The 18,940-nt window shown below is 75.1% G+C and carries 1 protein-coding gene and 1 pseudogene; both read right to left on the bottom strand.

Annotated elements, in window-relative coordinates:
• Positions 1-26: 26 nt before the first annotated feature.
• Positions 27-5,846: pseudogene (locus OHA81_RS33800) on the bottom strand (SDR family NAD(P)-dependent oxidoreductase); the annotation flags it as partial.
• A gap of 83 nt (positions 5,847-5,929) precedes the next feature.
• Positions 5,930-18,874: an SDR family NAD(P)-dependent oxidoreductase gene (locus OHA81_RS33795; RefSeq protein WP_329203118.1), complete on the bottom strand. Its 12,945-nt coding sequence runs from the start codon at positions 18,872-18,874 to the stop codon at positions 5,930-5,932.
• Positions 18,875-18,940 lie beyond the last annotated feature (66 nt).

The following is an 18,940-nucleotide window of genomic DNA, read 5'->3' as shown; positions in this document are numbered from 1 at the left end:
CCCCTGGAGGTGTTCGGTGCAGGGCTTCAAATGGCGCGGAAGCCGCTGTCGAGCAGCTGGAACAGTTCGTCGTCGGAGGCGGAATGGAGTAGTTCGGTGACGGTGCCGGCAGCAGGGCCGGCGGGGGTTTCGGTGTCGGTGCGGGTGTCGGAAGCAGCGGCTTCCGGCGGGGCGGTGGTGGTCGCCACGCCGAGCCCGGCCAGCAGGGCGGACAGCCGGTCGGCGACCTTCCCGCGGGCGTCGTCGTCCAGGTCGGCCCGGGCGGTCTCCTCGCCGAGCCTGCCGATGAGGGCGAGCAGGGAGGCTTCCGCTCCGGGCAGTTCCCCGTCGATGTGCTCGGCGAGGGCCAGGGGCGTCGGGTGGTCGAAGACGAGGGTCGCCGTGAGCCGCAGGCCGGTCTCGGCGCCGAGCCGGTTGCGCAGTTCGACGGCGGTGAGCGAGTCGAAGCCGGCTTCCCGGAAGCTGCGGTGGACGCCGACCTCGGTCGGGCCCGCGTAGCCGAGTACGACCGCGACCTCGGTCCGTACGAGGTCCAGGACGAGCGCGGAGCGTTCGGCCCGGGGCAGACCGGCGACCCGGTCGGCGAGTGTCGGCCGGGGCTGCTCCGGCCCGCGGTCCGCGGCCGGCGAACCGGCTCGGACCGTGCCCGCCGCGCGGCGGGTCGCCTGCTCGGCGAGCGTGCGCAGGACGGGCGGCAGGGCGGTGCGGTCGGCGGCGGGGTCGATGCGCAGGGGCAGCAGGACGGCGTCCGGGCGGGTGCAGGCGGCGTCGAACAGGTCGAGGGCCTCGGCTTGCGGGAGGGCGGTGATGCCACTGCGGCGCAGTCGGGCCGCGTCGGTCTCGCCGAGGGTGCCTGCCATGCCGGCGCCCGCCCAGGGGCCCCAGCCGAGGGAGACGGCGGGCAGGCCCTGGCCGTGGCGCCAGGAGGCGAACGCGTCGAGGTAGGCGTTGGCGGCGGCGTAGGTGGACTGTCCGGCGCTGCCGAGGAGTCCGGCGGCCGAGGAGAACAGGACGAACGCGTCGAGTTCCAGGCCCCGGGTCAGGTCGTGGAGGGCGAGGGCCGCGTCGGCCTTGGGCCGCAGGACGGCTTCGAGGCGCGCGGGATCCTGCGCGGTGAGCAGACCGTCGTCGAGGACGCCGGCCGTGTGGACGACCGCGGTGAGCGGGCGCTCGGCGGGGATCCGTGCGAGGAGCGCCGCGAGGGCGGTGCGGTCGGCGGCGTCGCAGGCGGCGAGTTCCACGGTGTGGGCGCCGGCTTCGGTGAGCGCGGCGGCCAGTGCGGCGGCGCCCGGGGCGTCGGGGCCGCGCCGGCTGGTCAGCAGCAGGTGGCGTACGCCGTGTGCGGTGACCAGCCTGCGGGCCACGGCGGAGCCCAGGCCGCCGGTGCCGCCGGTGATGAGGACGGTGCCGTCGGGGTTCCAGGCGGCGGCGCCGGGCGCCGTGGTGACGCGGGCGACGCCGGGGGCGTGGGGGGTGCCGGCGCGGAGGGCGAGCTGGTCGGCGCCGTCGGCGCGGGTCAGGGCGGCGGGCAGGGCCGCGTACGAGGCGGGCTGCTCGTCGGTGTCCACGAGGGCGAACCGGCCGGGGTGTTCGGTCTGGGCCGAGCGGATCAGGCCCCAGGCGACGGCGGCGGCGGGGTCGGTGACGGGCTGTCCGGGGCCGGTGGTGACCGCCTGGTGGGTGAGGACGGTCAGCCGGGATCCGGTCGGGCGGTCCGCGGCGAGCCACTGCCGGGCGAGGGCGAGGACGCGGCGGCCCACGGCCTGCGGGCCGTCTCCGCGCTCTTCACCCTCTTCGCCGTCTGCGCCGTCTGCGCGGGCGTCTCCGCGCAGGTCGGCCACGGCGTGGACGGGCCCCGCCGGTACGTCGGCGAAGGGTGCGTCGGGATCGGCCGCGGTCCGGACGTCCGCTCCGGCGGCGGTCAGGGCGTCGGCCAGCGCCGGGGCGGGGTCGCCGAGGAGCAGCCACGTGGTCCCGCCGGGCTGTCCGGGGTCGGTGGCCAGCGGGGTCCAGGTGGGCCGCAGCAGCGGCGCGGAACCGGTGCCGGCAGCGGCGGCGGCGGCGATCCGGTCGGCCCGGACCCGGCGCAGGGCCAGGGAGGCGGCGGCGAAGACGGGCCGGCCCTCGGGGTCGGCGGCGCTCACGGCGTAGGCGTCGGGCCCGGCCGGGGCGATCCGTACCCGCAGGGCGTCGGCGCCGTGGGCGTGCAGGGCGGCTCCGGTCCAGGAGAACGGTACGAGCCCGTGGGCGTCGGGCCGGGCGGCGGTGACGGCGTGCAGGGCGGCGTCGAGGAGGGCGGGGTGCAGGCCGTAGCCGGCGGCGTCGGCGCTCTCCTCGGGGCGCAGGGCGGCGTACGCGAAGACTTCGTCGCCCCTTCGCCAGGCGGCCCGCAGGCCCTGGAACGCGGGTCCGTAGCCGATCCCGGCGGCGGCGAACCGCTCGTACTCGGCCTCGACGGCGACGGGTTCGGCGCCCTCGGGCGGCCAGGTGCCGGTGAGCGGGGCGAAGGTGTCGTCCGGGGCCGCGGCCGGGCCGGGTGCGGTGCGGCCGGTGGCGTGCGGGGTCCAGTCGTCGGCGCTCGACCCGGTGCCGGAACCGGCTGCGGCGGAGTGGATCCGCAGGGGGCGCGTCCCGTCGGCGTCGGCGGCGCCGAGGTGGACGCGCAGCCGTACGGGCGCTTCGTCGGGCAGCACGAGCGGGCCGTCGAAGGTGAGTTCCGCGACCCGGTCCCCGGTCGTGGAGGTGGCCTTGAGGGCGACTTCGAGGAGGGCCGTGCCGGGGACGACGACGCGTCCGGCGACGGTGTGCCCGGCGAGCCAGGGGTGGGTGCGGGTGGACAGGGTCGTCGTCCACACCGTGCCCTGGCCGTCGGGGAGTTCGACGCGGGCGGCGAGCAGCGGGTGTCCGGCGGTGTCGACCCCGGCGGCGGCCAGGCCGTCCCCCTGCGCGGGGGCGGGGGCGTCGAGCCAGTAGCGGGAGCGCTGGAAGGCGTAGGTCGGCAGTTGTGCGGTGAGCTCCGCGTCGGCGGCGGGGTGGGGGGCGGGGGCGGTCCGGGCGCCGAGTCCGTGGACGTGGGCGGCGGCCATGGCCTCGGCGAAGGCCCGCGCCCCGGGCTTGCGGCGGCGCTGCACGGCGATCGTGCGCACGGGGGCGGTGTCCCGGTCGTGGTCGCGGCCGAGGCTCTCGTCATGGCCGTGGCCGAGGTCGTCGTCGTGGTCGAGGATCGTGCGGGTCATGGCGGTGAGGACCGCGTCGGGGCCCAGTTCCAGGAAGCTGTCGACGCCTTCGGCGCGCAGGGCGCGGACGCCGTCGAGGAAGCGCACCGGACGGCGCGCGTGGCGGACCCAGTGGTCCGCGGTGCGCAGGTCCTCGCCGGTGGCGAGCCGTCCGGTCAGGTTCGACATGACAGGAATCTTGGGCGGGTGGTATTCGAGACCGCGAGCGATCGTTTCGAACTGTGTCAACATGCCGTCCATGTGCGGCGAGTGGAAGGCGTGGCTGACGGTCAGCCGCCTGGCGGCGCGGCCGCGGCTCTTCCAGTACTCGACCAGTTCCGCCACGTCCGGCTCGTCGCCCGCGACCACCACGGCGGCCGGCCCGTTCACCGCGGCGAGGTCGATCCGCGCCTCCCGGCCCGCGAGCTGCGGCCGTACCTCGTCCTCTCCGGCCTGGAGCGCGGCCATCGCCCCGCCGCCGGGCAGTTCGCCCATCAGCCGGCCGCGTGCGGCGACGAGCCGGGCCGCGTCCGGCAGGCTGAACACGCCGGCCACGTAGGCGGCGGTGAGCTCGCCGACCGAGTGGCCGGCGACGGCGTCGGGGCGGACGCCGCGCGAGGTGACGAGCGCGTGGAGGGCCGCTTCGAGGGCGAACAGGGCGGGCTGCGTGTACTCGGTGCGGTCGAGCAGTCCGGCGTCCGGCGTCCCGGGTGCGGCGAACATGACCGTGCGCAGGGGGCGTTCCAGGTGGGGGTCGAAGGCGGCGCACAGCTCGTCGAGGGCGGCCGCGAACACCGGCTCGGCGGCGTACAGCTCGCGGCCCATCCCGGGACGCTGGCTGCCCTGGCCGGTGAAGAGGAAGGCGGTACGCCGGCTGCCGGTGGCGGCCCGGCCGGTCACCACCAGGCCCGTGTCCGGGCGGGCGTCGTCGGCGAGGGACTCCAGACCGCGCAGCAGGGTCCCGGCGTCCTCGCCGAGGACGACCGCGCGCTCGGGGAAGGCGGTGCGGCGGTGGGCCAGTACGGAGGCCACGGCGGCGGGGTCCGCGGGCCGGGCGGCCAGGTGGTCGGCGAGCCGGCGGGCCTGGGCGCGCAGGGCGGGCACGTCCCGGGCGGAGAGCGCCCAGGCGATGGGGACGGGCGCGGCCGACGCGTCGGACGCTGCGGCTCCGTCTTCGGCTCGGGCTGCGGCTCCGGCTCCGTCTTCGGCTCGGGCTCCGGCTCCGGCTCCGTCTTCGGCTCGGGCTCCGGCTCCGGCTCCCGCTCCCGCGGGCTGCTCGGCGGCTTCGAGGATGACGTGGGCGTTGGTGCCGCTCGCGCCGAACGCGGAGACCCCGGCGCGGCGGGGGCCGTCGGCGCGCCGGGGCCAGGGGGTGGTCTCGGTGAGCAGGGTGACCGCGCCGGCCGTCCAGTCGATCTGCCGCGACGGCTCCTCGGCGTGCAGGGTCTTGGGCAGGACGCCGTGGCGCAGGGCCAGGACGGTCTTGATCACCCCGGCCACCCCGGCGGCGGCCTGGGCGTGCCCGATGTTGGACTTGAGGGAGCCGAGCAGCAGGGGCGCTCCGGCCGGGCGGGCCTGGCCGTACGTGGCGAGCAGGGCGTGCGCCTCGATGGGGTCGCCGAGGCCGGTGCCGGTGCCGTGCGCTTCCACGGCGTCGACCTGGTCGGCGGTGAGCCCCGCGTTCTCCAGGGCGGCGCGGATGACGCGCTGCTGGGCGGGCCCGTTGGGGGCGGTGAGGCCGGCGCCGGTGCCGTCCTGGTTGACGGCGGAGCCGCGGAGGACGGCCAGTACGGTACGGCCTTCACGGCGGGCGTCGGACAGCCGCTGGAGCAGCAGCATTCCGGCGCCCTCGCCGAAACCGGTGCCGTCGGCCGAGTCGGAGAAGGCCTTGCAGCGGCCGTCGGGGGCGAGCCCGCGCTGACGGGAGAAGTCGATGAACATGGTGGGCGTGGACAGCACGGTCGCTCCGCCCGCGAGCGCCAGGTCGCACTCTCCGGCCCGCAGGGCCTGCGCGGCGAGGTGCAGGGCGACGAGCGAGGACGAGCAGGCGGTGTCGACGGTGACGGCCGGTCCGCGCAGGCCGAAGGTGTAGGAGACGCGGCCCGAGGCGACGCTGCCCGCGCTGCCGTTGACGAGGTAGCCCTCCAGGCCTTCGGGGATGCGGGCGCCGGGGGTGTGCGGGACGCGGGAGCCGTAGTCGTCGTACATGACCCCGGCGTAGACGCCGGTGCGGCTGTCACGGACGTCGTCCCGGGTGAGGCCGGCGCGTTCGAAGGCCTCCCAGGCGGTCTCCAGCAGCAGCCGCTGCTGGGGGTCCATGGCGAGGGCCTCGCGGGGGGAGATGCCGAAGAACTCCGGGTCGAAGTCGGCGCAGTCGTAGAGGAAGCCGCCTTCCCGGGCGTAGCTGGTCCCGGGGGCCCCGGGGTCGGGGTCGTAGAGCGCCTCCAGGTCCCAGCCGCGGTCCACGGGCAGGCCGGAGATCGCGTCGGTGCCCGACCGCAGGAGCTCCCAGAGGGCCTCGGGGGTACGGACCCCGCCGGGGAGGCGGCAGCTCATGGAGACGATCGCGATGGGCTCGCGGGCGGCTTCCTCGACGGTGCGCAGCCGTTCCCGGGTGCTGACGAGTTCGGCGGTGACCCGCTTGAGGTAGTCCCTGATCTTCGCCGAGTTGTCGGCGGGGGCGGGGGTGTCGGCGTGGGAGAGGGGGGTGCCCGTCACAGCTGCTCCTCGATGAAGGCGAAAAGTTCGTCGTCGTCGGCCGAGTCCAGCCGCGCTCCGGCGGCGGCCTGGTACGGGTCCGCGGTGGCGGCGGGATGCGCCGCCGGGAGGCCGCCGACGGCGGCGACGAGTGCGGCGAGCCGCCGCCGGAGGGTCTCGCGGCGGATGTCGTCGCCGGCCATGCCCGCGACGGCCGCCTCCAGGGCGTCGAGCCCGGCCAGGGCCGCCTCGCCCGCCTCCTTGCCGCCGTCGGCCGCGGCGCGCAGTTCCGCGTCGATGTGCTCGGCGGTGGCCTGGGCGGTGGGGTGGTCGAAGACGACCGCGGCGGCCAGCCGCAGTCCGGTGGCGGCGTTGAGGCGGTTGCGCAGCTCGACGGCGGTGAGTGAGTCGAAGCCGATCTCGCGGAAGGCGCGGGCGGGTTCGACCGCCTCGGGGCCGGTGAAGCCGAGTACGGCGGCGACCTCCGTCCGTACAAGGGCGAGCAGTTCCCGGCCGCGGGCGGCGGCGTCGAGTCCGGCGAGGCGCCGGGCCAGTGCCTGCGCCGCGCCGCCGTCGCCGCCCGGTCCGGTCGCGCCGGCGGGCGGCGCGGTGGCGGCCGCGCGCGGCGTCCCGGCGGCGGCCGGGACCAGGGCCCGCAGCAGGGCCGGTACGGCGTCGGGCCCGTGGGCGGCCCGCTCGCGGCGCAGGGCCGGGACGTCCAGGCGCAGCGGTACGAGAAGGGCGTCGGGGGCGGCGAGGGCCCGGTCGAAGAGGGCGAGGCCCTGCGCGTTGTCCATGGGCGCGATGCCGGAGCGCCGCATGCGGCGCAGGTCGGTGTCGGAGAGGTGCCCGGTCATTCCGCTGGCCTCGCCCCACAGTCCCCAGGCGAGGGATACGGCGGGCAGCCCGGCGGCCCGGCGGTGCTGGGCCAGGGCGTCCACGAAGGTGTTCGCGGCGGCGTAGTTGGCCTGCCCGGGGCGGCCGAGGAGTCCGGCGGCGCCGGAGAACAGCACGAACGCGGACAGGGGCAGGTGGGCGGTGAGTTCGTGCAGGTGCAGGGCCGCGTCCGCCTTGGGCCGCAGTACGGTGTCCAGCCGCTGCGGGGTGAGCGTGGTGACCGCGCCGTCGTCCAGGACTCCCGCGGCGTGGATCACCGCGGTCAGCGGGTGGGCGGCGGGGATCCCCGAGAGCAGCGCCGCCACCGCGGAGCGGTCGCCCGTGTCGAGGGCGCTGATCTCCACCCGGGCGCCGAGCGCCGTCAGTTCCGCTTCGAGGGCGGCGGCCCCTTCGGCGGCGGGTCCGCTGCGGCTGGCGAGCAGCAGGCGCCGGGCCCCGTACGAGGTGACGAGGTGGCGGGCGACGAGCCGGCCGAGCGTGCCGGTGGCGCCGGTGACCAGGACGGTCCCCTCGGGGTCGAACGGCCGCGCGGCCCCGGCGGTCACCGCTTCGGCCCGGCCCAGGGCGGGCGCGTACGCCTGCCCGTCGCGCAGCGCGAGCTGCGGCTCCCCGGTGGCGAGCGCGCCGGCCAGCGCCGCCGCCGATGAGGGGGCGCCGTCCGTGTCCACGAGGGTGAACCGGTCCGGGTGCTCGCTCTGCGCGGACCGTACGAGGCCCCACAGTGCGGCGGCCGCGAGCCCGGCCGGGGACTCCCCGGGCGTGGTGGCGACGGCCCGTTCGGTCAGCACGACCAGCCGGGTCGCGGCGAACCGCTCGTCCTGCCCGAGCCACTCCTGGACCAGGGCCAGGCCCCGCGCGGTGAGTTCGCGTACCTCACCGGGCGCGGGCAGAGGTGCCTGCGCACCGGCGGCGGCCCCGGCCAGGGCCGGGAAGGTGACGACGACGGCGTCCGGCGCGGGGGCGCCCGCGTCCATCGAGGCCACCAGCGCCGCCAGGTCGGGGTGCGCGGCTTCGGGCCCCCCGATCCCCAGGGGGTCCGGGCCGACCACGGCGGTGCGGACGGCCGGCTCCCGGCCGACGGCGGCGGGCCGCCAGTCGACCCGGTACAGGGGCAGGTCCGCGTCGGCCGCACCGAGCAGCGCGTCCAGCCGTTCCCGGGGGACGGGCCGCATCACGAGCGCGTCGAGCGTCAGCACGGGCGCACCGGTCAGGTCTACGGCCTCCAGCGAGACGGCGCCCTCGCCGGTCCGCGCGAGGCGCACGCGCAGCGCGTCGGCGCCGGTCGCGTGCAGGGTCGCGCCCTGCCAGGCGAACGGGAGCAGTACGGAACCGGCGGGCACGGCGAGGAGGTCACCGGCCAGCCAGGGCTGGAGCGCGGCGTCCAGGAGTGCCGGGTGGATACCGAAGTGGGCGGCGTCGGCCCGGGCGCGGTCGGGGAGACGGACTTCGGCGAAGACCTCGCCGGGACGCCGCCACAGCGAGGCGACTCCGGCGAAGACCTCCCCGTACTCGTAGCCGAGGTCGGAGAACCGCGTGTAGACCTCGTCCGGCTCCACGCGCTCGGCACCGGCCGGCGGCCAGGCCTCCGCCGCGGCCCATTCGGCCGGGACGGCCCGGGCCGGGACGGCGGGAGCGGCGTCGGCCGGGCGGAGAACGCCGTCGGCGTGCCGCGTCCACTCGGCATCGTCGTCCTCGGGGCGGGAGTGCAGGGTCACCCGGCGGCGCCCGCTCTCGTCGGGGACCGCGACCCGTACCTGGATGCGGACCCCGCCGCGGCCCGGCAAGACCAGCGGGGCTTCGAGCCCGAGTTCCTCCAGTCCGGCCGAACCCGTCGCGGCGGCCGCGTGCAGAGCCAGCTCGGCGAAGGCGGTGCCGGGCAGCAGGGTCCGGCCGGAGACGGCGTGATCGGCGGTCCACGGCTGCTCGGCACGCGAGATCCGCCCGGCGAACAGCACCTCCCCGCCGGCGGCGAGCGGCAGGGCGCCACCCAGCAGCGGGTGCGTCTCCCAGTCCATCCCGAACCGCGCGGCGGCGGCGTCGCCGACACCGGCGGGGGAGGTCGGCGCCCAGTAGTGGGAGCGCTGGAAGGCGTACGTCGGCAGGTCGGCCAGACGGGCGCCGGTGCCCTCGAAGAGTGCGGCCCAGTCGATGTCGACGCCGCGCACGAACAGCTCGGCGGCGGAGGTGAGGAACCGCTCCAGGCCGCCTTCGTCGCGTCGCAGCGAACCGACGGCGAGTACGTCGGCGGTCTCCTGGATGCCGATGGTCAGGACGGGGTGGGCGCTGGACTCCACGTAGGTCCCGAAGCCGTCGGTGACCAGTGCGCGGACGGTCTCCTCGAAGCGGACGGGCTGGCGCAGGTTCCGGTACCAGTACCCGGCGTCCAGCACCGGTTCGGTCAGCAGTCCGCCCGTCACCGTCGAGTAGAAGGGGACCTCGGGCCGGCGGGGGGTGATCGGGCCGAGGACGTCGAGGAGTTCCGCTTCGATCCGCTCCACGTGCGCGGAGTGCGAGGCGTAGTCCACCGGCACCTGACGGGCCCGGATGTCCTCCGCCTGCGCGGCGGCCACGAACTCCACGATGGCATCGGCGTCACCCGCCACGACCGTGCTGGAGGGGCCGTTGACGGCGGCGATACCGAGCCGCCCCGCCCATCCCGCAAGCCGTGCCTCCACCTCAACCTGAGGCAGAGGAACGGACGCCATGCCGCCCAGCCCGGCCAGCTCCCGCCCGATCACCGCCGCACGGAGGGCCACCACCCGGGCGGCATCCTCCAGTGACAGCGCACCCGACACGGCGGCAGCAGCGATCTCGCCCTGCGAGTGACCGACGACCGCATCCGGGACGACACCCAGCGACCGCCACAACGCGGCCAGGGACACCATCACCGCCCACGTCACCGGCTGGACCACATCCACCCGGTCCAGCGAACGGCCCTCACGCACCACCTCGACCACGTCGAAGTCCACGAACGGCGCCAACGCCTCCGCACACTCCCGCAACCGATCGGCGAACACCGGCGAGGACTCCAACAGCCCCGCACCCATCCCCACCCACTGCGTCCCCTGCCCCGGGAACACCAACACCCGACGGCCGGTCTCACCGGCCACCCCGTCGACCGTCGTGTCCCCGAGGACCACCCGCCGGTGCTCGAACACCGACCGGCCCGCGGCGAGGGTGAACCCGGCGTCGAGCAGCCGTACGTCCTCGCGCCCCAGGCGCTCGCGCAGCCGTTCGGCCTGCTCGTGCAGACCGGCGGCCGTCCTCGCCGACACCACCAGCGGCACGACCGGCATCTCGCGCACCGCCGCTTCGGCCGGTGCTTCGGGCGCCGCTTCGGCGGTGGGTTCGGCGGCCGGTTCCGTGGTCGGTTCGGCGGCCGGTTCGGTGGTCGGGGCCTGCTCCAGGATCACGTGGGCGTTGGTCCCGCTGACGCCGAACGCCGAGACGCCCGCACGCCGGGGCCGGTCGCCCTCGGGCCACTTCCGCGTCTCGGTGAGCAGCGATACGGTGCCCGCGCTCCAGTCCACCTTCGAGGACGGCGCGTCGACGTGCAGGGTCTTCGGCAGCATCCCGTGCCTGAGCGCCATCACCATCTTGATGACGCCGCCCACCCCGGCGGCCGCCTGCGGGTGACCGATGTTGGACTTGAGCGACCCGAGCCACAGCGGCCGTTCGGCGGGCCGCCGGCCGTAGGTCGCGAGCAGCGCCTGCGCCTCGATGGGGTCGCCGAGGCGCGTGCCCGTACCGTGCGCCTCCACGACGTCGACGTCCTCGGCCCCGAGACCGGCGTGTGCCAGTGCCTGGGCGATGACGCGTTCCTGGGAGGGGCCGTTGGGGGCGGTGAGGCCGTTGCTGGCGCCGTCCTGGTTGACGGCGTCGCCACGGATGACGGCGAGTACGGGGTGGCCGTTGCGCCGGGCGTCCGAGAGCCGCTCCACGAGGACCATGCCGGCGCCCTCGGCCCAGCTGGTGCCGTCGGCGGCGTCGGCGAAGGCCTTGCTGCGGCCGTCGGCGGCGAGGCCGCGCTGGCGGGAGAACTCCACGAAGAGTCCGGGCGCCGCCATGACGGTGACACCGCCGGCCAGGGCCAGGTCGCATTCACCGGCCCTGACCGCCTGGGCGGCCAGGTGCAGGGCGACCAGCGAGGAGGAGCAGGCCGTGTCGACGGAAAGGGAGGGGCCTTCCAGGCCCAGTACGTAGGAGATGCGGCCGGACACGACGCTCGCGGACTTCCCGGTGAGCAGGTGCCCCTCGTGTTCCTCCGAGGCCTCGTGGAGCCTGGAGGCGTACTCCTGGTGGGTGAGGCCCGCGTAGACGCCGGTGCGGGTTCCGCGCAGCGACCGGGGGTCGATGCCCGCCCGTTCGAGGGCCTCCCAGGAGGTTTCCAGGAGGAGCCGCTGCTGCGGGTCCATGACCAGGGCCTCGCGGGGGGAGATCCCGAAGAAGTCGGCGTCGAACTCGGCGGCGTCGTACAGGAAACCGCCTTCGCGGACGTACGTCGTACCGCGTCGGCCGGCCTCGGGGTCGGGTTCGTAGACGTCGTCCAGGTTCCAGCCGCGGTCCAGGGGCGCGGCCCCGATCACGTCCCGCTCGTCCATGACCAGGTCCCACAGCGCCTCCGGGCTGTCGGCGCCGCCGGGGAAGCGGCAGGCCATGCCGACGATGACGACGGGGTCGTCCTCGCCGCCGGAAGCGACGGCGGCAGCCGCGGCGGGGGCCGTAAGCGGCGCGGCCGCGGCGTCGGCGCCCAGGAGCGTGCCGAGCAGGTGGGCGGCGAGGACGGACGGGTTGGGCCGGTCGAAGACGACGGTGGCGGGCAGGTTGAGCCCGGTGGCCCGGGTGAGGCGGTTGCGCAGCTCGAGGGCGGTGAGGGAGTCGAACCCGGCGTCCTTGAAGGCCCGGTCGGGCCGGATGGCGTCGGTGCCGGGGTGCCGCAGCACCGCGGCGGCCTCGGTCCGGACCAGTTCCACGAGGACGCGGCTGCGTTCGGCTTCCGGGAGCCCGGCGAGCCGCCGGGCCAATCCGTCGGCGGGTCCGGCGGCGGAGTCCGCGGCGGCACGCCCCCGCTCCTCCTCCAGGGCGCGCCGGGCCTCGTGCACCGTGTCGAAGAGGTGACCGGGGCGGAGGGCAGCGGTGCGGGGGGCGAACTCCGCCCAGTCGACGTCGACCACGGTGACGCAGACGTCCCCTTGGTCGAGGGCGCGGTGCAGGGCTTCGATGCCTTCCTCGGGGTCCATCGCCCGGATGCCCCGGCGTCCCAGGCTCTCCTCCCCCGCGCCTTCGGCCATGCCGCGCCCGCCCCACAGGCCCCAGGCGACGGAGGTCGCGGGCAGGCCTTGGGCGCGGCGCTGTTCGGCGAGTACGTCGAGCGAGGCGTTGGCGGCGGCGTAGGCGGCCTGGCCGCCGTTGCCCCAGGTGCCGGTGACGGAGGAGAAGAGGACGAACGCGTCGAGTTCGAGCCCCCGCGCACGGGTGAGTTCGTGCAGGTGGCGGGCCGCGTCGGCCTTGGGAGCGGCGATCTCGCGGAAGCTGTCGCCGGAGATCGTGCCGATCACACCGTCGTTGAGGACGCCGGCGGTGTGGAAGACGGCGGTCGGCGGGTGGGCCTCCAGGAGCGCGTCGAGCGCGGTGCGGTCTGAGACGTCGCAGGCCGCGAGGGTGACGTCGGCGCCCAGGGCGCGCAGTTCGGCGGCCAGTTCCAGGGCCCCGGGCGCGTCGGGACCGCGCCGGCTGGTGAGGACGAGGTGCTCGGCCCCGTTGCGCACGAGCCAGCGCGCGACGTGGGCGCCGAGCGCGCCGGTGCCGCCGGTGACCAGGACGGTGCCACGGGCGCGCCAGCGGCCGCCGTCCGTCGCGGCGGCGACGGCAGTGGCGGCGGCGACACGGCTGATGCGGCGCCCGTACGTGCCGGAGGCGCGGACGGCCACCTGGTCCTCGCCATCGGTACGGGCGAGGGCCGCGGCCAGCCGGTCCCAGGCGCGGGCGTCGGGCTGAGCGGGGAGGTCGACGACGCCGCCCCAGAGGGCGGGCAGTTCGAGGGCGGCGACCCGGGCGAAGGCCCACACCTGGGCGCCGATGTCAGCCGGAAGCTCACCGGGGGACACGGCGACGGCCTCGCGGGTCAGGGCCCATACGCGGGCGGAGCCGGGGGCGGCGTCCTGAGCGGCCTGGACGAGCGCGAGGGTCGCCGGGAGCACCTCGGGCGAAGACAGGAGGGAGAAGAGGGAGAGGATGCCGGTGGGGGCGTCGTCGCCGTGGGTGGTGAGGGCGGTGAATCGCGCGGCCAGCGCGGTACGGGTGGCGGTGGCCGGGTCGACGGCCAGCCGCTCGGCGCGGGCACCGTGACGGGCCAGCGCCGCCTCCACCGCCTCGACCAGCTCGGCGTCCAGACCGTGCGGGACGACGAGCAGCCACCGGCCGTCGAGCCGGGACGCCGAACCACCGGACAGGCCCTTCCACGTGGCACGATAACGCCACGCATCGACACCATCAGCAGCAGAAGAAGCAGGCGCGTGGGCCGGGGCGGAAGGCTCCAGCCAGTAATGCGCACGCTGGAACGGATACGTCGGCAGATCCACCCGACGGGCACCCGTCCCCTCGAACACAGCCGCCCAGTCGACCTCCACACCACGCACGAACAGCTCGGCGACAGAAACAAGGAACCGCTCCAGGCCGCCCTCGTCACGGCGCAGCGAACCACCCGCCACGACATCGGCCGTCTCCTGGATCCCCATCGTCAGCACCGGGTGGGCACTCGACTCGATGAACGTCCCGAAACCCTTCGCCACCAACGAACGGATCGTTTCCTCAAAACGCACGGGCTGGCGCAGGTTCCGGTACCAGTAGGCGGCGTCGAGGGTGGTGGTGTCGGCGAGTTCGGCGGTGACGGTGGAGTAGAACGGGACGTCGGCCCGGCGCGGGGTGATCGGGCCCAGCACCTCCAGCAGCTCGGCTTCGATCCGCTCCACATGTGCGGAGTGCGAGGCGTAGTCGACCGGCACCTGACGGGCCCGGATGTCCTCCGCCTGCGCGGCAGCGACGAACTCCACGATGGCATCCGCGTCACCCGCCACGACCGTGCTGGAGGGGCCGTTGACGGCGGCGATACCCAGCCGCCCCGCCCATCCCGCAAGCCGTGCCTCCACCTCAACCAGAGGCAGAGGAATCGACGCCATGCCGCCCAGCCCGGCCAGTTCCCGGCCGATCACGGCGGCACGGAGGGCCACCACCCGGGCGGCGTCCTCCAGTGACAGCGCGCCGGAGACGGCGGCAGCGGCGATCTCGCCCTGCGAATGCCCCACGACCGCATCCGGCACCACACCCAGGGAGCGCCACAGCGCGGCCAGCGACACCATCACCGCCCACGTCACCGGCTGGACCACATCCACCCGGTCCAGCGAACGGCCCTCCCGCACCACCTGGACCACGTCGAAGTCCACGAACGGCGCCAGCGCGTCCGCGCACTCCCGCAACCGCGCCGCGAACACCGGCGAGGACTCCAACAGCCCCGCACCCATCCCCACCCACTGCGTCCCCTGCCCCGGGAACACCAACACCCGACGGCCCGGGGTGCCTGCGACGCCCTCCACGACCGTCGGTCCCAGGGTGACCGAGCGGTGTTCCAGCATCGAGCGGCCGGTCGCGAGGCTCAGGGCCACGTCCAGGGGACGGAGGGCGGGGTTCTGCTCCAGGTGCGCGTCCAGGCGGGCGCTCTGGGCGCGCAGTGCGGTCTCGGACTTGGCGGTGAGGACGAGGGGAACGACCGGCAGTTCCCGCTCAGCGGACTCCACCACCGACTCCACCACCGGAGCCTGCTCCAGGATCACGTGCGCGTTCGTCCCGCTCACCCCGAACGACGACACACCCGCACGACGCGGACGCCCCACCTCCGGCCACGCCCGCTCCTCCGTCAAGAGAGAGACAGCACCCGCCTCCCAATCCACCTGCGACGACGGCACATCCACATGCAGGGACTTCGGAAGCCTCCCGTGCTCCAGCGCCATCACCATCTTGATGACACCACCCACACCCGCAGCAGCCTGCGCATGCCCGATGTTCGACTTCAACGACCCCAACCACAACGGCTCACCGTCCACCGGCCGCTGCCCGTACGTCGCCAACAACGCCTGCGCCTCGATCGGATCCCCCAACCGGGTCCCCGTACCATGCGCCTCCACCACATCCACATCAGCCACACCCAGACCGGCACTCTCCAACGCCGCCCGGATCACCCGCTGCTGCGACGGACCGTTCGGCGCCGTCAACCCATTGCTCGCACCGTCCTGGTTCACCGCCGAACCCCGCACCACCGCCCACACCCGATGACCCCCGGCCACCGCGTCAGACAGCCGCATCACCAGCAGCATCCCCACACCCTCGGCCCAGCCCGTACCGTCCGCCGCATCCGAGAACGCCTTCACCCGGCCATCCCCCGCAAGCCCCCGCTGCTGCGAGAACTCCACGAACAGACCGGGTGCGGCCATCACCGAGACGCCGCCCGCGAAGGCGAGGTCGCATTCGCCGGAGCGCAGGGACTGGGCGGCCAGGTGGAGGGCGACGAGGGAGGAGGAGCAGGCCGTGTCGACGGTGACCGCCGGGCCTTCCAGGCCCAGGGCATACGCGATGCGGCCGGACATGACGCTGGCCGTGTTGCCCGTGAGGAGGTAGCCCTCGTAGCCCTGGGCGGGCTCGTACAGCCGGGGGCCGTACTCCTGCGACATAGCACCGACGAAGACGCCCGCGCGGGATCCCCGCAACGACGAAGCCGGAATACCCGCCCGCTCCAACGCCTCCCACGACGTCTCCAACAGCAACCGCTGCTGCGGATCCATCGCCACCGCCTCACGCGGCGAAATACCGAAGAAGTCCGCATCGAACTCCCCCGCCTCATGCAGGAAACCACCCTCCCGCACATACGAACGCCCCGGAACACCAGGCTCCGGATCAAACAACGACTCCACGTCCCACCCACGGTCACCCGGGAACGGAGACACCGCATCCACACCCGACGACACCAGATCCCACAAACCCTCCGGCGAGCCCACCCCACCCGGGAAACGACACGCCATCCCCACGATCGCCAGGGCGTCCCCGTCCTCCACCGGCCGGCGCTCGCGACGCTGCTCGGGGGCGGCGGCGGGCTCACTGCCGGCCTCGGCGGCGGCCGCGTCCCGGATCATGCGGGCGACGGCGAGCGGGGTCGGGGCGTCGTAGATGAGGGTGGTGGGCAGGCGCAGTCCGGTCGCGGCCCGGAGCCGGTTGCGCAGCTCGATGCCCTGGACGGACTCGAAGCCCTGCTCCTTGAAGGTGTGCTCGGCGGTGACGGATTCGGCGGTGGGGTAGCCGAGCACTCCGGCCGCGTGGACGCGCACCAGGTCCAGGACGTGGTCCAGTTGCTCGTCGGCGGACCGGCCGCGCAGCTCGCGGCTGAGCAGGGTCTCGGCGGTGTCGGCGGCGGGCGTGGCCGGCTTTTCGTCGTCGGCGCCGGAGGTGAGCCAGTGGTGGGTGCGCTGGAAGGCGTACGTCGGCAGGTCGGTCAGACGGGCGCCGGTGCCCTCGAAGAGGGCGGCCCAGTCGATGTCGACGCCGCGTACGAACAGCTCGGCGGCGGATGTCAGCACGCGCTCCAGACCACCGTCGTCGCGGCGCAGCGAGCCGGCCGCCAGGACGTCGACGCCCGCCGCCTCCGCGGTCTCCTGGATGCCGATCGTCAGGACGGGGTGGGCGCTGGACTCCACGTAGGTACCGAAGCCGTCGGCGAGCAGCGTGCGGAGGGTTTCCTCGAAGCGGACGGGGTTGCGCAGGTTCCGGTACCAGTACGCGGCGTCCAGCACCGGCTCGGTCAGCAGTCCGCCCGTCACCGTCGAGTAGAAGGGGACCTCGGGCCGCTGCGGCCGGATCGGGCCGAGGACGTCGAGGAGTTCGGTTTCGATCCGCTCGACGTGCGCGGAGTGGGAGGCGTAGTCGACCGGCACCTGACGGGCCCGGATGTCCTCCGCCTGCGCGGCGGCGACGAACTCCACGATGGCATCGGCGTCACCCGCCACGACCGTGCTGGAGGGACCGTTGACGGCCGCGATACCCAGCCGCCCGTCCCATCCCGCAAGCCGTGCCTCGACCTCAACCAGAGGCAGAGGAATCGACGCCATCCCGCCCAGCCCGGCCAGCTCCCGCCCGATCACCGCCGCACGGAGGGCCACCACCCGGGCCGCATCCTCCAACGACAACGCGCCGGAGACGGCGGCAGCAGCGATCTCGCCCTGCGAATGCCCCACCACCGCATCCGGCACCACACCCAGCGACCGCCACAGCGCGGCCAGGGACACCATCACCGCCCACGTCACCGGCTGGACCACATCCACCCGGTCCAGCGAACGGCCCTCCCGGACCACTTCGACCACGTCGAAGTCCACGAACGGCGCCAACGCCTCCGCACACTCCCGCAACCGCGCCGCGAACACCGGCGAGGACTCCAACAGCCCCGCACCCATCCCCACCCACTGCGTCCCCTGCCCCGGGAACACCAACACCCGACGCCCGGTCTCACCGGCCACCCCGTGGACGGCGGACCGCTCCAGCCGGGTCAGGAATTCCTCCCGGTCGGCCGCCAGGACCACCGCGCGGTGGCCGAAGGTCGTGCGGGCGGCGGCGAGGGTCCAGGCCACGTCGGCAAGTTCCAGCTCCGGGCCGTGCTCGACGCATGCGCTGAGCCGTGCGGCCTGGTCCCGGAGACCTTCGGCGGTGCGGCCGGAGACGACGAAGGGAAGCACGGCCAGCCGTCGGCCGGACACGGCGGCCGTTTCTGCCGTCGGGGCCTCTTCGAGGACGAGGTGGGCGTTGGTGCCGCCCATGCCGAAGGAGGAGACGCCGGCGAGGCGGCGCCGCCCGGGCTCCTCGGTCCACGGTTCCAGCTCGGTCTGGACGCTCAGGTTCAGCTCGTCGAGCGGGATGTCCGGGTGGGCGCTGGTGTAGTTGAGGCTCGGCGGGAGTTCGCCTTCGCGGACGGCGAGCACGGCCTTGAGCAGGCCGACGAGTCCGGCGGCGCTTTCGAGGTGGCCGACGTTGGTCTTGGCGGAGCCGACGGCGAGGGGGGACCCGGTGCGGGCCGTGCCGAGGACGGCGCCGAGGGCCGCGGCTTCGACGGGGTCGCCCGCGCGGGTGCCGGTGCCGTGGAGCTCCACGAAGCGGACGTCGCCGGGCCGGACACCGGCCCGTTCGTAGGCTTCGCGGAGCACCGCTTCCTGGGCGGCCCGGTCGGGGGTGGTCAGGCTCGGGCCGCCGCCGTCGTTGTTGACGGCGCCGCCCTTGATGACGGCGTGCACGGGGTCGCCGTCGGCCAGCGCCCGGCGCAGCGGCTTCAGTACGACGGCGGCACCGCCCTCGCCGCGTACGTAGCCGTTGGCGCGGGCGTCGAAGGTGTGGCAGCGGCCGTCGGGGGAGAGCGCCCCCATGCTCTCCATGAGGGAGGTGCTCTCGTCGGCCAGGATGAGGTTGACGCCGCCGACGACGGCGAGTTCCGTCTCGCCGCGGCGCAGGCTTTCGCAGGCGAGGTGTACGGCGACGAGCGAGGAGGACTGGGCGGTGTCGACGGCCATGCTGGGGCCGCGCAGTCCGAGGAGGTAGGAGAGGCGGTTGGCGGCCATGGCGCGGTACCGGCCGGCCGCGCTGTAGCCGCCGGCGGGGGCTTCGGTGCGCTGGGCGAGGGTGGCGTAGTCGTCGGAGGCGATGGCGACGTACACGCCGGTGCGGGTGCCGGAGAGCCGGGCGGGGACGATGCCGGCGTGTTCCAGGGCCTCCCAGCCGAGTTCGAGTACGAGTCGCTGCTGGGGGTCGGTGGCGGCCGCCTGGGCCGCGCTCATCGCGAAGAATTCGGAGTCGAATTCGCCGTGGCCGTCCAGGGCCGCGCGCCAGGTGCCGTCTTCCTGCCGGGTGACGGACTGGCGGCCGTTGCGCAGGAGTTCCCAGAATTCCGCCGGGTTCGCCGCTCCGGGCAGTCGGCAGGACATCCCCACGACGGCTATGTCGTTTTCACCCACGTGCTGCTCACCGGTCTTGGGGGTCATTGGTTCTCCATGGCCAGGGACGAGACGAAATTCGAGGAATTCGCGAGAGCGGGAAGGGCCGGGCGT

Origin of the sequence: Streptomyces sp. NBC_00667, assembly GCF_036226825.1 — a bacterium.
Classification (GTDB): Bacteria; Actinomycetota; Actinomycetes; order Streptomycetales; family Streptomycetaceae; genus Streptomyces.
Note: the sequence above shows the minus strand (reverse complement) of the source record. Positions and strands in the feature narration are given on the sequence as shown.